Source organism: Ochrobactrum chromiisoli (genome assembly GCF_026241335.1).
Lineage (GTDB): Bacteria > Pseudomonadota > Alphaproteobacteria > Rhizobiales > Rhizobiaceae > Brucella > Brucella chromiisoli.
Window position 1 is genome coordinate 419,855 of the sequence record NZ_JAPHAV010000001.1, and the last position, 14,421, is coordinate 434,275.

Genomic DNA, 14,421 nt, shown 5'->3' on the forward strand with positions numbered 1-14,421 from the left:
AGTTGGGTTAATCAATGTCTGTCTCGGGGACATTGAGACCTGCAAGCTCTGCTATCGTCAGGCGTGCAGCACCCGCTCGTGCGAAGCGCAGCATCAGCGCCTTGCGGGTCGCGCCGGGAAGCTTGTGTTCCGGCGCATCGCGTAGAATTTCAGCCCCATAACCATCCGATAAGATAAAGCCGCAATCGTCCGGGAAGATGTCGCGTGGCACAGATGGATGTGTCGCAAAAAACAGCCGGTCGCAATAGGCGCGATAGTCCGGCCATTTCCGATCTGCCTTCCAGTCTTCGATGGATGATTTAATCTCAACAATCCAGATTTCGCTTTTGCGACTGACAGCGATCAGATCAGCACGCCGTCCTGAAGCAAGTGGCAATTCGGGCAGCGTTGCCAATCCCATGTCCAGAAACAGGCGTTGTACACCGCGACGCACGAGCATCGCGTTTTCAGATTGCCTTCCATCGGAAAGCGGGTGGGTTTTGTGGGGAATCACGATTGGCATGGCTGTATTGTGCGCTCCTGCCCGCGTGTCGGGCAAACACAAAACACAACCGCGAGGAAAATGGCAAAAAAGAGGCTGCTCATAAATTTTTAAATCACGGTTAACGGCTGGTTAAGAATCCTCCCGCATATTTGCGACCAAGAGAGCAATGCGCTCGTGTTTTTGCTATTTTGGTCTGGGGGAAATTCATGAAGTCTCGCGTCTTGCAACTGGCCGCAACGCTGCTTCTGGGCGGAATGCTCGCCGGCTGTTCCACTGTTGGTGGCACATTCTATACGGCATCCTATTCGTCGGTCAGCGATGCTGGTTATACAATTCCCGCCATTCCGAATGAAAAAATCCCGCAGCAATATCGTCGCCAGATCGTCAAATATCAGACCAACGAAGCGCCGGGCACGATTATCATCGATACGGGCGAGAAGTTCCTTTATCTGGTGCAGCCGGATGGCAAAGCGATGCGTTACGGCATCGGCGTGGGTCGCGAAGGCTTCGGCTGGTCGGGAACAGCGCGTGTTGCCATGAAGCGTGAATGGCCGACATGGACGCCACCAGCGGCTATGATCAAGCGTCAGCCGGAGCTGGCGAAATATCGCAACGGCATGCAACCCGGTCTCAAGAACCCGCTGGGTGCACGTGCGCTTTATCTCTACAATAAGAGCGGCGACACCGGCTATCGTATTCATGGAACGCCGGAATGGTGGTCGATCGGCAAGGCGATGTCATCAGGCTGCGTTCGCATGATGAATCAGGATATTCTAGATCTTTATGAGCGTGCCGAACAAGGAGCCAAGGTTATCGTCCGATAAGATAAGATATAAAAAGGCCGCTGAAAAGCGGCCTTTTCGTTAGCAGTTATAAAGACTTAAATCTGCTCGACCTGCTGCACTTCCGGTACGAAATGGCGCAGAAGGTTCTGAATGCCGTGCTTGAGCGTCGCCGTCGATGACGGGCAACCGGAGCATGCACCCTTCATGTGCAAAAACACGGTCCCGTTTTCAAAACCGCGGAAGGTGATATCGCCGCCATCCTGTGCCACAGCCGGGCGGACGCGGGTTTCGATCAGCTCCTTGATCGTTTCAACGATCTCAACATCGGCTTCATCGAAGAATTCTTCTTCATCATGAGCATCCCCGGCGGCTGCACCGGCATTGCCAGCCATGGCAGCTGCGCCCGACATGAAATGTTCCATGATCGTGCCCAGAATAGCCGGTTTCAGATGCTGCCATTCGCCGTCTTCCTTGGTGACTGTGATAAAATCATAACCAAAGAAAACGCCGGTGACGCCCGGAACTGCGAACAGCTTGGCTGCAAGCGGCGATGTATTGCCTGCGCTTGCGGCATCGCGGAAATCCGCAGTACCCTCTGGCATGACCACTTTACCCGGCAGAAACTTGAGGGTTGCCGGGTTTGGTGTAGTCTCGGTCTGGATGAACATCGTCGTTCTCCGCTTTCACTGTCTGAAATTTTTCGTAAACATGGATAGGCGTAAAGGCAGATTTTGCCAAGAACGGTCCTACATAATCTATCATCAATATAGGGTGATTAGGTCACCGCATCAATGTCTTCATCGGAAAGACTGGATGGAATGACGGTCACAGGGATCTGGAACTGGGCGCGATTGGCAATAGACTGGACGAGAGGGCCGGGGCCGTCTTTGCCGGAACCTGCCGCCAGCACAAGAATGGCTATGTCTTGATCTTCTTCAATGAGGCTAGGCAATTCATCACTGATCAACCCTTCGCGGATGATCAGCTCCGGCTCAATGCCCTGTTCTTCACGCACTTTGGCTGCGAATTTTTCAAGCGTCGAGCGTGCACGTTCTTCAGCTTCAGCACGCATAATTTCGCCAACGCCCAGGATTTGTTGAAAATCGGAATTGTCGATGACAAAAAGCATGACCAACGCGCCATTTGAGTTTTTGGCGCGGCGCGCGGCATAAGCAACGGCACGCCCGCATTCAGGCGTCTCGTCAATCACGGCAAGAAACTTGCGGCGGTGACCGGCTTCCCGGCTAAGTCGTTTTGATACCATGGCGATAATGTGGCATTCTAAGACGTCGCCTGCAAGCAGGCGACGTCAGAATATTACACGTCATATTTATCAGTCTTGCAGCCAGCCGATGATGTCGCGCACATGACGCATATTGGTTTCTGCAACCGTTCTTGCGCGTTCGCCACCATCTTTCAGAACACTGTCGATATAGGCAGGATCAGCCACCAGACGACGCATTTCATGGGTGATTGGCGATAGTTTTGAAACAGCCAGATCAGCAAGAGCTGATTTAAATTCGGAGAACTGACGTCCACCGAATTCACCCAGAATGTCTTCCTTCGACTTTGAAGAAAGGGCTGCATAGATACCGACAAGGTTGTCCGCTTCCGGCCGTCCGGCCAGGCCATCAATTTCCGAAGGCAAGCCTTCCGAGTCGGTCTTGGCCTTGCGGACCTTCTTGTTGATGGTGTCTTCGTCATCAATCAGATTGATGCGCGACAGATCCGACGGATCAGATTTCGACATCTTCTTGGTGCCATCGCGCAGCGACATGATGCGCATGGCCGGACCCGAAATCATCGGCTCGGTCAGCGGGAAGAAGCCGGAAACCTGCTCGTCTCCCACCTGCATATCCACGCCGATACCGAGTGACGCGATGCGGTCGGAATAATCATTGTTGAATTTTTGGGCGATGTCGCGCGTCAGCTCCAGATGCTGTTTCTGATCTTCGCCCACAGGCACATGCGTTGCGCGATAAAGCAGAATGTCAGCCGCCATCAGGCTTGGATAAGCGAAGAGGCCGAGCGAAGCATTTTCGCGATCCTTGCCAGCCTTGTCCTTGAACTGCGTCATGCGGCTCATCCAGCCGATGCGCGCCACGCAGTTGAACACCCATGCAAGCTCGGCGTGCTGCATCACGCGGCTCTGGTTGAAAACGATGCTACGCTTGGGGTCGATACCGGCGGCAAGGAAGGCAGCCGTGACTTCGCGTGTTGACTGAATGAGTTCGAGCGGATCGGGTGAGACGGTCAGCGCGTGCATATCGACCACGCAATAAATGCATTCCTGTGTTTCCTGCACCTCGACCCACCGCTTGATGGCACCCAGATAATTACCAAGGTGAAGGTTTCCGGTCGGTTGAACGCCGGAGAAGACAAGCGGCTTAAACGTGCTCATGATATGATCCTGATGTTGGCCTTCGCCGGTGGAGAGCGAAGGGTATTTATTATGATGCGGTGTTTTCGCAGAGCTGTGATTGCCTTTCAAGGCAATTATTCTTGATTGTCAGACTGTTTCTTTGTGCCACCACGCTTGATGCCGCGACGGATCATAGCCGTGTTCGCGCCGCCCAGTCCGAAGGCCAGACTAAAGTAGACGACCATGGCGCCTGCAACCATTGCCGCGACAGTTCCGGCGCGCACGCCAAAAGACGATGCCGATGACAACTCATGGGCAAAATAGCCAAGAGAAAAATGAATGCCCAAAGCCATGACAGCGGCTGCAATCAACAGGCGTGGAATACGCGTGAGAAGCGCAACATCATTGCCCCAATGACCGCGCTTCACCAGCGTTGCAAACAAAAGCGCTGCATTCACCCAGCCTGCGGTGATTTCTGCAATGGCGATGCCGCTCGGCCCCATGCGCGAAAACAGCGTGATCGCAAGTGTGATGTTCACAGCAACCGAAATGGCTGCGAAGATCATCGGCGTTCGGGTATCTTCGCGGGCAAAGAAGCCCGGAATAAAAGCTTTGATCAGCACATAGGCAGGCAGGCCGATGCCATAAATTGCCAGAATATTGGAGACGACAAGTGTCGATTCCGCACTGAACTGCCCGCGTTCAAACAGCAGTCGAACGATTGGTTCCGACATCACCAAAAGGGCTGCTGCTGCGGGAAGCGTGAGAAACAGCGTGAACTCGACCGAGCGATTTTGTAGGTTTGCGGCCTCCTGCATATGCCCGCCGCGCAACGCGCGCGACAATTCCGGCAGAAGCACGGTTGCAACCGCAATGCCCACCACGCCAAGCGGCAACTGATAAATGCGATCAGCATAGACAAGTGACGAGACAGCCCCTTCCATGCCTGACGCAATATTGGTGTTGATCAGCAGATTGATCTGCGTGATGCCGCCGGTAATAGCGGCAGGAAGTGCGAGCACCAGCAGTCGTTTGACACCGGGTGTGAGGCGCGGACGACGAAAGCCGATTTTGATGCCAGCAACGCGCACATCGATCCAGACAATGGCAAGCTGCACAAGCCCCGCCGCCATCACCCCCCACGAAAGCGCATAGCCGACAGCCAGCGCGTCATAGCCCTGCCACCATGCGAAAGCCAGAACAGCAATCAGGATGATGTTGAGAAAGACTGGAGCTACGGCTGCTGCAAAATAGCGATGCAGCGAATTGAGCATACCTGCCATCATCGAAGCCAGCGACATACAGGCGAGATAGGGAAACATGATGATCGCCAGCCGCACCGTATTGTCGAATTTTACCGGATCATCGGTGAAGCCCGGCGCAATGACCGTGCGCACGATAAATGGCATGGAGATTTCCATGACGATGGTGATGAAAAGCAGCACCGTGAACAGAACGCCGAACACTTCTTCGGAAAAGCGGCGCGCGCCATCCATGCCGTTTTTTTCGATTTCCTTGGCAAAAAGCGGCACGAAGGCGGCGTTGAATGCGCCTTCGGCAAACAATCGGCGAAATGTGTTCGGGAAACGGAAAGCCGCATTGAACGCATCCGCAACCGGTCCGGTGCCAAGCGCTGCCGCCATGAACATTTCACGCGTGAAGCCGAAAATGCGGCTCATCAGCGTGCCAGACGCAACGGTTGCGAATTTCTTGACCAAACTCATTGACTAAAAAACCTATGCTGCTGCGCGACCGTTGGTCTTGGCGGTGTTTTCGCCGCTAAGCACGGCAATAAGCTTGCGCCTGATATTGCCCTGACGCGTTGCGTTTGAAATTTTGTGTCCCACGAGATCCGTGACATAGAAACTATCGATGACCTTCTCGCCAAAGGTGGTGATGTGGGCTGAAGCAATATCCAGTGACAAGTCGGAAATAAGGCCAGTCAGTTCCGATAAAAGACCGGGCCGGTCAAGACCTTCCACTTCGACAACAGTGAATTTGTCGGAGAGTGTGTTGTTAATCTCCACATGCGGCTCGACTTTGAAGGCTTTGGTGCCCCTCTTGGGCTTTGTGCGTTTGGCCAGCACATCCGGCAGATGAGCTTTGCCGGACAGCACATCTTCGATCACCTTGCCAACCCGCTCCGCACGGCGGCGTTCGTCTTCGTCGGTATCGAATTCGCGGCTGATCAGGATCGTATCAAGCGCGCGTCCATCGCCGGTGGTGAAAATCTGCGCGTCGACAATATTGCCGCCAGCCGCCGCGCAGGCACCGGTGATAATCGACAGAAGGCGTGGATGGTCGGGTGCAAGGACGGTAATTTCCGTCACTGCCTCAAATGTGTGTGGTTTGGCCATCGTGGCAAGGACGCGACCATTGCGATCTGTTTCGCGGATGAAATGCGCATGGCGCACCTGATCGTCGAGGCTGACGGTCAGGAAATAATTGGTGTAATGCAGGCCAAGATAGGCATCGCGCTCGGCTTCTGGCCAGTCGGCAAGCTTTTCAGCCAAAGCCGCGCGCGCCTGCCGGTCACGGTCTGCGCGCGGGAGTTCCGAGAAGCCCCCTGTCAGCACCAGTTCTGTTTCGTAAAAAAGTGTGCGCAGAAGCTGGCCTTTCCAGCCATTCCACACACCGGGGCCAACACCCTTGATGTCGCAAACAGTGAGGATCAGAAGCAGCCTGAGCCGTTCCATTGTCTGCACGGTATCGGCAAAATCGACAATCGTCTTGCGGTCATTGAGATCGCGCGATTGTGCAACCATGCTCATGGTTAGATGTTCGCGCACCAGCCATTCTACGGTTTTTGTTTCGGACGCGGACAGGCCAAAACGCGGGCAGAGCCTGCGTGCAATGCGGGCACCGGCGATAGAATGATCTTCAGGTCTGCCCTTGGCAATATCATGCAGGAGTAAAGCGACATACAGCACGACGCGATCCCGCCGCATGGCGCTGACGAGATGATTGGCCAGCGGATGCTCGTTTTCCAACTCGCCATGTTCAATCTCGGAAAGCACGGCTATACAGCGCAGAAGATGTTCATCGACCGTATAGTGATGATACATGTTGAATTGCATCATCGCGACGATCTTGCCAAAATCCGGGATGAATTTACCAAGCACGCCGGATTCATTCATGCGCCGCAGGATGAGTTCTGGATTGCGCGGCGAGGTCAGCACTTCTAGAAACAGCTTGTTGGCTTCCGGGTTTTCGCGCAACTCGGCATTGATCAGTTTCAGCGAGCGGGTGAGCTGCTGCATGGCATCAGGATGGAACTCCAGTCCCAGCTTGTCTGCCAGATGAAAAATCCGAATGATATTGACCCGATCGCGTTTGAACACATCGGCATCGGCAATGTTAATGCGATGGTTTTCTGAGACAAAATCATTGCTTCCGGCAAGTTTACGCTTGCGGCGTGAGAAGGTAAGGAAGATGCGGTTAAAGCCCGGCACGTGCTTGGCCTGTTCCTCTTCCAGCGCCGCACAAAGAATGCGCGTCAAATCGCCGACATCCTTGGCGACCAGGAAGTAATGCTTCATGAAGCGCTCGACATAGTTCTGGCCAGGATGGGCGGTATAGCCCAGACGCTGCGCGATTTCCGGCTGAATGTCGAAGGACAGGCGTTCTTCTGCCTTGAGCGTCGCAAAATGCATATGGCAGCGCACCGCCCAGAGGAAATCTTCTGCCTTGTTGAACAGCTTGAGTTCTGCGCGTGAAAGCACGCCAAGCTTGACCAGTTCTTCCTTGCTTTTGACACGGTAGAAATATTTGGCGATCCAGAACAATGTATGCAGATCGCGCAGGCCGCCTTTGCCTTCCTTGACGTTTGGTTCGACCAGATAGCGGGTTTCACCTGCCTTTTTGTGGCGATTGTCGCGTTCGGCAAGCTTGGCCTGAATGAATTCAGGGCCGGTATCTTTGACCACTTCTTCATCAAAACGCGTGTTGAGCGCATTGAACAGATCGCGATTGCCGATGATGAAACGCGCATCCAGAATGGCGGTGCGGATCGTCATGTCTTCGCGCGAAAGGCGGATGCATTCATCGATATTGCGCGTGGAATGGCCGACTTTCAGGCCCATATCCCACAGCATATAGAGCATATATTCGGCGACCTGCTCGCCCCATGGCGTCTGCTTATAGGGTAGCAGAAACAAAAGATCGATGTCGGAGCCGGGAGCAAGTCCGCCGCGCCCATAGCCACCAACGGCGACAATCGCCATGTTTTCGGCTTTGGATGGGTTCGTCATCGGATAGGCTTTGGTGCTGGCAAACTCAAACAGCACGCTGATCAGCGTATCCATGAGATAAGACAGGCGCCGCGCGCAGAGCGTGCCGCCGCCATCTTTCATCAGCAGGCTTTCAGCATTGGCGCGACCGCGGATCAGAGCGTCTTTGAGCGCATGAAGCACAACCTTACGAACAGGCAGGCTTTGATAGCTTTCATCGGCTGAATCCGCCAGCTCATTGAGCTTGCGGCGAAGGGCTTCGGGATTGACGATTTCTTCAAGCTTCAGGTCGTGTGCGCTCATGCGGCTTGTATGTCCGGCTTTGGGGAAGGGACTTGCGATGACGGAACTATCCTATAGCCGGTTTTAAATTGTATGAATATTCAAAAGAAGGGGCCGGGCATTGCCCGGCCTTTCGCTGTTTCAGTTACCGGCATTATAGGCGGTAATCGCTGCCATATTGACGATGTCGGTATCTTTTGCGCCAATGCTCACGATCTGCGCTGGTTTGTCGAGGCCGACCAGCAGAGGGCCGATGATGGTCGCGCCACCCAGTTCCTGAAGCATATTGGCTGCAATCGATGCCGAGTGATTGTCTGGCGTGACGATGACATTGGCAGGGCCCGACAGGCGGATGAATGGATACTGGTCCATCAGTTTCGGGTTGAGAGCAACATCCGCGCTCATTTCGCCATCAAATTCGAAATCGACATGACGGGTGTTGAGAATGCGAACCGCTTCCTGAATGCGCGCCGAGCTTTCGCCACCCATATGGCCAAAGGTCGAAAAGGCGGTGAGTGCAACACGTGGCACATAGCCCATCCGGCGTGCCATGCCCGCGGCTTCCACCGCAATGTCAGCCAGTTCTTCAGCCGTTGGCTTTTCGTGAACAGCAGTGTCGGCGATAAACACCGTGCGGCCACGACAGAGCGCAATGGAGACACCGACCAGACGATGACCCGGCTTTGAATCAATCACGCGACGCACATCTTCAAGACCGGTTGCATAGTTACGGGTGATGCCCGTTACCATGCCATCCGCATCGCCAAGGGCAACCATACAGGCCGCAAAATGATTGCGGTCATTGTTGATCAGGCGGTGGCAATCGCGCGTCAAATAGCCTTTGCGCTGAAGTTTCGCATAGAGATAGTCGGCATAGACCGCGTTGCGGCTCGACAGACGCGCATTGATGATTTCAATGCCCGGACGATTAAGATCAAGACCAGCTTCCTTGGCGGTTTCGGCAACACGCTCTTCGCGCCCAACCAGAATGGCAGTGCCAAGCCCCTGATTGACGTAGGAAACAGCCGCACGCATGGTTGGCTCTTCTTCACCTTCGGCAAAGACGATGCGCTTTGGCTGACGGCGCACGCGCTCGTAAATGCCGCGCAGCGTGGAGGCAATCGGATCGCGGCGGGCGAGCAGTTCCTGCTTATAGGCTTCGATGTCTTCAATTGCGCGCCCGGCGACACCTGTTTCCATCGCGGCCTTGGCCACCGCCGCCGAAACGGTTGCGAGCAGACGCGGATCGAACGGAACCGGAATGATATATTGCGGACCAAAGCGCGGACGGCTGCCCTGATAGGCGGCCACCACATCATCCGGCACGTCTTCGCGGGCCAGTTCTGCGATTGCGTAAACCGCTGCAATCTTCATTTCGTCATTGATCGTGGTGGCACGCACATCGAGTGCGCCACGGAAAATATACGGGAAGCCCAGCACGTTGTTGACCTGGTTCGGATAGTCCGAACGGCCGGTGGCAACGATGGCATCATCACGCACTTCCGCTACGTCTTCTGGGGTCACTTCCGGGTCCGGATTGGCCATGGCGAAGATGATCGGATTTGGTGCCATTGAGCGCACCATTTCCTTGGTCAGCGCGCCTTTTGCCGAAACGCCGAAGAAGATGTCAGCATCTTTCATCGCGTCTTCGAGCGTGCGCTTGGACGTCTTGATGGCATGGGCCGACTTCCACTGGTTCATCCCTTCTTCGCGACCCTGATAGACGACGCCCTTGGTGTCGCAGAGGGTTACGTTTTCGGACGGGAAGCCGATGGCCTTGATCAGTTCAATACAGGCAATGCCTGCCGAGCCAGCACCATTGCAGACAAGCTTGGTATTCTTGATGTCGCGGCCCGTCAGGTGCAGCGCATTGATCATGCCAGCGGCGGCAATGATTGCCGTGCCATGCTGGTCATCATGGAAAACCGGAATATCCATCACTTCGCGCAGACGCTGTTCGATGATGAAGCAATCCGGAGCCTTGATGTCTTCGAGATTGATGCCGCCGAACGATGGGCCGAGATAGCGCACCGCATTGATGAATTCATCAATATTCGTGGTATCGACTTCCAGATCAATGGAATCGACATCCGCAAAGCGCTTGAAAAGGACGGCCTTGCCTTCCATTACAGGCTTGGAAGCCAGCGCGCCAAGATTGCCAAGGCCCAGAATGGCGGTGCCGTTGGAAATGACCGCAACCAGATTGCCCTTGGCGGTATAATCATAGGCGGTGGCGGGATTTTCCGCGATTGCCTTGACGGGTACTGCGACGCCCGGGGAATAGGCCAGCGAAAGGTCGCGCTGCGTGGTCATTGGCTTGGTGGGATTGATTTCCAGCTTGCCGGGGCGACCATGAGCGTGAAAGTCGAGTGCTTCCTTCTCACTGGCTGTGGGTGTGCGTTCTGGCGTGTTGCCCTTCGGCGTCGAGACTGGCATGTTCCCTCCGGTTTCTTCTGCGGGACGAATTCGATAACGCCAGTCCGCGGGAGTGTAAACAACGCATTTTGGAATAGATATTGATCCTAAAAAGCATGATATGGATATTATTATGTCTTTAAATGGATTTAAATCGCAATAAATGAAGGTTTGGCATGGAAGCGAAGGTCGAAGAAAAACAGTTGGAAGCGGGAGAAAATACCGCGCAGGAAACCGCTGTTCGCCTCACGCCCATGATGGAGCAGTATATTGAGATCAAAGCCGCGAATGTTGATTCGCTGCTTTTCTACCGCATGGGCGACTTTTACGAGCTGTTTTTTGACGATGCGGTTGAAGCTTCCAAGGCGCTCGGCATCACTTTGACCAAGCGCGGCAAGCATTTGGGCGACGATATTCCGATGTGCGGCGTGCCGGTCCATGCCTCTGATGATTATCTCCAACGCCTGATCGCCAAAGGTTATCGCGTTGCAGTTTGTGAGCAGATTGAAGACCCGGCGGAAGCCAAAAAGCGCGGCTCAAAATCGGTGGTCCGCCGTGATGTGATCCGGCTTGTAACCCCGGGTACGATCACCGAAGAAAAGCTGCTCGATCCGTCGGAAGCCAATTATCTGATGGCGCTTGGCCGCACCAAAGGCGACGGTGCGCTGGCCCTTGCATGGATTGATATTTCAACCGGCACGTTCCGCGTTGCTGAGACAACGGAAGATCGGCTTTTTGCCGATGTTGCCCGTGTTGACCCGCGTGAACTGGTCGTCGCTGATACGGCCTTTCATGATGCAGACTTGCGCCCGATTTTTGATCTGATTGGAAAGTCGGTTGTGCCGCAGCCTGCGACACTGTTTGACAGCGCTGCCGCTGAAACCCGCATTCAGCGTTATTTCAATGTCGCAACCCTTGACGGTTTCGGACAGTTCAGCCGCTCCGAACTGTCTGCCATTTCCGGTGCCATTGCCTATATTGAAAAGACGCAGATTGCCGAGCGTCCGCCTTTGATGCGACCAGAGCGCGAACATGAGGGCGGTACGATTTTCATCGATCCGGCCACCCGCGCAAGCCTCGAACTTGCCCGTACCATGTCGGGCAATCGCGAGGGCAGTCTGCTCAAGGCCATCGACCGTACGGTGACGGGTGGCGGCGCGCGCTTACTTGCAGAGCGACTGACCGCACCTTTGACTGATCCAAAGGCGATTGCGCTGCGCCTTGATGCTGTTTCATGGTTTCTGAGTGAGCAATCGCTCTGCGAAGGGCTTCGGCTAGAGTTGAAAGGCGTGCCGGATATGCCGCGCGCGCTTTCACGACTTGCGGTGGGTCGCGGCGGGCCGCGTGATCTTGGCGCTTTGCAGCGCGGTTTTGAAGCGGCGAACGGCATTGCCTCGCTTCTTGAAGGCACCATTCTGCCGGATGAACTGGCACATGCGCGCGAAGCCATTGAGACATTGCCTGTTAGCTTTGCGGCCCATATCGACCGCGCGCTTGCCGACGAGATGCCGCTTTTGAAGCGCGACGGCGGTTTTGTACGCGAAGGCTATAATGCAGAACTCGATGAAATGCGCGCTCTGCGTGATCAGTCACGCCGCGTCATTGCCGGGCTTCAGGCGGATTATATTGAGGAAACCGGCATTAAAACGCTGAAAATCAAGCACAACAACGTGCTTGGTTATTTTATCGAAGTGACCGCCAATAATTCCGGCACCATGACGGACAGTGATGAAGCCAAGGGCCGCTTCATCCATCGCCAGACCATGGCCAATGCCATGCGTTTTACAACAACGGAACTGGCAGAACTGGAAAGCAAGATCGCCAATGCAGCTGATCGGGCTTTGTCGATTGAGCTGGCAATCTTTGAGGAACTGACGGCGGAAGCCGTCAGCCATGCGGACAGCATTCGTGCGGCGGCAGTCGCCCTTTCAGTGTTTGACGTTTCTGCTTCGCTTGCCGTTCTTGCCGAAGAGCAGGGCTATTGCCGCCCGCTGGTCGATGACAGCCTGTCGTTTAACATTGTCGCGGGTCGCCATCCGGTGGTTGAGCAGGCATTGCGCCGTCAGGCGGCTAATCCCTTTGTGGCCAATGATTGTGATCTCTCACCGCAATCAGATGGTGGCAATGGCGCGATCTGGCTGCTGACCGGCCCGAATATGGGCGGTAAATCGACCTTCCTGCGCCAGAATGCCTTAATTGCGATTCTTGCGCAGATGGGTTCGTTTGTGCCTGCGGGTTCTGCGCAGATTGGTGTTGTTGACCGACTGTTCAGCCGCGTCGGTGCATCGGATGATCTGGCGCGGGGCCGTTCGACCTTCATGGTGGAAATGGTTGAAACCGCCGCCATTCTCAATCAGGCGGGCGAGCGTTCGCTGGTCATTCTCGATGAAATCGGTCGCGGCACAGCAACCTTTGACGGGCTTTCGATTGCCTGGGCGGCGGTCGAATATCTGCATGAGAAAAACCGCTGCCGTGCGTTGTTCGCGACACACTTCCATGAAATGACGGCTTTGTCTGAAAAGCTTGATCGGCTGTTCAATGTCACCATGCGGGTCAAGGAATGGGACAATGATGTCGTCTTCCTGCATGAAGTGGCAAAGGGCGCGGCTGACCGTTCCTATGGCGTGCAGGTTGCGCGCCTTGCCGGTCTGCCGGAAGCTGTCGTCAATCGTGCGCGCGATGTGCTGCATCAGCTGGAAGCCGGTGAAACATCCGGCAAGGCTGACAAGCTGATTGATGATCTGCCGCTGTTTTCTGTTATTCTGCAACAGGAAAAACCCAAGCCGCAGGCAGCCACAAAAGACAGTGAACTCGCCAAAGCCGTCGCTGAAATCAGCCCCGACGAGCTGACGCCGCGTGAAGCGCTTGAGCTGATCTATAAGCTTAAAGAGCTTTCAGGCAGGGCGTAAAATCAAAAAGGCGAAGCTGGTGCTTCGCCTTTTCTTTTATACAAAGCGGTTAGCGTCCGCGCCGTAATAAGTAATGTAGCGGCTGGAAATGCGCTCAATCGGCAGGATGATGAAAACATCCGTGGTGCCAAAAGCTTCATCGATCACTGCGCCATCACCAATCATCGCACCAAGGCGTAAGTAGCCTTTCACCAGCGGTGGCATCGAGAAGAGTGCTACCTTGGTGTTGATCGCTTCCTTTGGCATCAGATCCATCGGCTGATAGCGATGGGGGAGTGCGCGCACGTCCCAATCCGGCGTTGCACGGCAATTCTGGTACAGGAATGAAAGCCCCAGCGCATGTGCGGCAGGCACGGCACCATGGAACGATGCACAACCAAACATCACATCAATCGAATGGCGACGGCAATAGGCCCACGCACCCTGCCAGAGCAACTCAACCGTGCGCTTGGAACGGTATTCCGCTTTAACGCAGGAGCGTCCAAGTTCGAGAAGCTTGAGGTCGGGACGCGACAGTGCAAGACGCTGCACGTCATATTCGTCGGCTGAATAGAAGCCGAGTGACTTTTCAGCCTGATCGCTGCGCATCAGGCGATAGGTGCCGACGATCTGCTTGTGCTCAGGCACAGGCAGCGCAGTGTCATAAACCAGAAGATGATCGCAAATGGCATCGAACCGGTCGGCGTCTCTCAATTCAACTTCTTCAATGGTTTCCTTGCGGGCGCCCATCTCTTCGAAGAAGACACGAAACCGCAATTCCTGCGCAGCTTCAATCGCTTCGCGGGAGTTTGCAAGTCGTACTTCAAGTGAACCAATGCGTCCCAATACAATGGGGTCACCATTGGTTTCAAAAAGTGCCTGCTGTGCTTCTATACCCGACATGATCGTATCATCGATGATTTGCTGGCTCATTCCAAGCAGTGTTGACATGATGATTCGCTCCTGATCCTGTTAT

10 protein-coding genes are annotated in these 14,421 nt (G+C 54.8%); 2 read left to right on the forward strand and 8 right to left on the reverse strand.

The genetic code is table 11. The features are described from left to right. Window positions 1-7: 7 nt before the first annotated feature. Complete coding sequence (locus OPR82_RS02005; RefSeq protein WP_265982705.1) at window positions 8-502, reverse strand: MmcB family DNA repair protein; 495 nt, start codon at window positions 500-502, stop codon at window positions 8-10. A 188-nt stretch (window positions 503-690) separates the two neighbouring features. Here OPR82_RS02005 and OPR82_RS02010 point away from each other — a divergent pair, with 188 nt between their 5' ends. Next, complete coding sequence (locus OPR82_RS02010; protein WP_265982706.1) at window positions 691-1,308, forward strand: L,D-transpeptidase; 618 nt, start codon at window positions 691-693, stop codon at window positions 1,306-1,308. A 56-nt stretch (window positions 1,309-1,364) separates the two neighbouring features. Here the strand turns inward: OPR82_RS02010 and OPR82_RS02015 are convergent, their stop codons facing one another. The 6 genes from OPR82_RS02015 to OPR82_RS02040 all read right to left on the reverse strand — a co-directional run bounded on the left by OPR82_RS02015 (window position 1,365) and on the right by OPR82_RS02040 (window position 10,578). Then, window positions 1,365-1,937, reverse strand: a complete 573-nt coding sequence (locus OPR82_RS02015) for a NifU family protein (protein WP_265982707.1) — start codon at window positions 1,935-1,937, stop codon at window positions 1,365-1,367. Between the two features lie 107 nt (window positions 1,938-2,044). Beyond that, window positions 2,045-2,533 carry a universal stress protein gene (locus OPR82_RS02020; protein ID WP_265982708.1) on the reverse strand — a complete coding sequence of 163 codons (489 nt, stop codon included), beginning with the start codon at window positions 2,531-2,533 and terminating at the stop codon, window positions 2,045-2,047. A 69-nt stretch (window positions 2,534-2,602) separates the two neighbouring features. Next, window positions 2,603-3,670 (reverse strand): tryptophan--tRNA ligase, encoded by a 1,068-nt coding sequence (trpS, locus tag OPR82_RS02025; protein ID WP_265982709.1) that lies wholly within the window; start codon window positions 3,668-3,670, stop codon window positions 2,603-2,605. A gap of 95 nt (window positions 3,671-3,765) precedes the next feature. Then, complete coding sequence (gene murJ / locus OPR82_RS02030) at window positions 3,766-5,355, reverse strand: murein biosynthesis integral membrane protein MurJ (RefSeq protein WP_265982710.1); 1,590 nt, start codon at window positions 5,353-5,355, stop codon at window positions 3,766-3,768. Window positions 5,356-5,367: 12 nt separating this feature from the next. Beyond that, window positions 5,368-8,163: a [protein-PII] uridylyltransferase gene (locus OPR82_RS02035; protein ID WP_265982711.1), complete on the reverse strand. Its 2,796-nt coding sequence runs from the start codon at window positions 8,161-8,163 to the stop codon at window positions 5,368-5,370. A 120-nt stretch (window positions 8,164-8,283) separates the two neighbouring features. Further along, window positions 8,284-10,578 (reverse strand): NADP-dependent malic enzyme, encoded by a 2,295-nt coding sequence (locus tag OPR82_RS02040; RefSeq protein ID WP_265982712.1) that lies wholly within the window; start codon window positions 10,576-10,578, stop codon window positions 8,284-8,286. Window positions 10,579-10,733: 155 nt separating this feature from the next. Here OPR82_RS02040 and mutS point away from each other — a divergent pair, with 155 nt between their 5' ends. Next, a complete protein-coding gene (gene mutS / locus OPR82_RS02045; RefSeq protein ID WP_265982713.1) occupies window positions 10,734-13,466 on the forward strand; it encodes a DNA mismatch repair protein MutS in 2,733 nt (910 codons plus the stop codon). Window positions 13,467-13,502: 36 nt separating this feature from the next. On the opposite strand, the gene OPR82_RS02050 is transcribed toward mutS, so the two are convergent. Then, window positions 13,503-14,396, reverse strand: a complete 894-nt coding sequence (locus tag OPR82_RS02050) for a GNAT family N-acetyltransferase (RefSeq protein WP_265982714.1) — start codon at window positions 14,394-14,396, stop codon at window positions 13,503-13,505. Between the last annotated feature and the right edge of the window lie 25 nt (window positions 14,397-14,421).

Excerpts from the sequence above, each read along its gene's own strand:
- OPR82_RS02040 (WP_265982712.1), bottom strand. The coding sequence starts at position 10,578 with ATGCCAGTCTCGACGCCGAAGGGCAACACGCCAGAACGCACACCCACA.
- OPR82_RS02010 (WP_265982706.1), top strand. The coding sequence starts at position 691 with ATGAAGTCTCGCGTCTTGCAACTGGCCGCAACGCTGCTTCTGGGCGGA.
- murJ (WP_265982710.1), bottom strand. The coding sequence starts at position 5,355 with ATGAGTTTGGTCAAGAAATTCGCAACCGTTGCGTCTGGCACGCTGATG.
- OPR82_RS02015 (WP_265982707.1), bottom strand. The coding sequence starts at position 1,937 with ATGTTCATCCAGACCGAGACTACACCAAACCCGGCAACCCTCAAGTTT.
- trpS (WP_265982709.1), bottom strand. The coding sequence starts at position 3,670 with ATGAGCACGTTTAAGCCGCTTGTCTTCTCCGGCGTTCAACCGACCGGA.
- OPR82_RS02020 (WP_265982708.1), bottom strand. The coding sequence starts at position 2,533 with ATGGTATCAAAACGACTTAGCCGGGAAGCCGGTCACCGCCGCAAGTTT.
- OPR82_RS02005 (WP_265982705.1), bottom strand. The coding sequence starts at position 502 with ATGCCAATCGTGATTCCCCACAAAACCCACCCGCTTTCCGATGGAAGG.
- mutS (WP_265982713.1), top strand. The coding sequence starts at position 10,734 with ATGGAAGCGAAGGTCGAAGAAAAACAGTTGGAAGCGGGAGAAAATACC.
- OPR82_RS02050 (WP_265982714.1), bottom strand. The coding sequence starts at position 14,396 with ATGTCAACACTGCTTGGAATGAGCCAGCAAATCATCGATGATACGATC.
- OPR82_RS02035 (WP_265982711.1), bottom strand. The coding sequence starts at position 8,163 with ATGAGCGCACACGACCTGAAGCTTGAAGAAATCGTCAATCCCGAAGCC.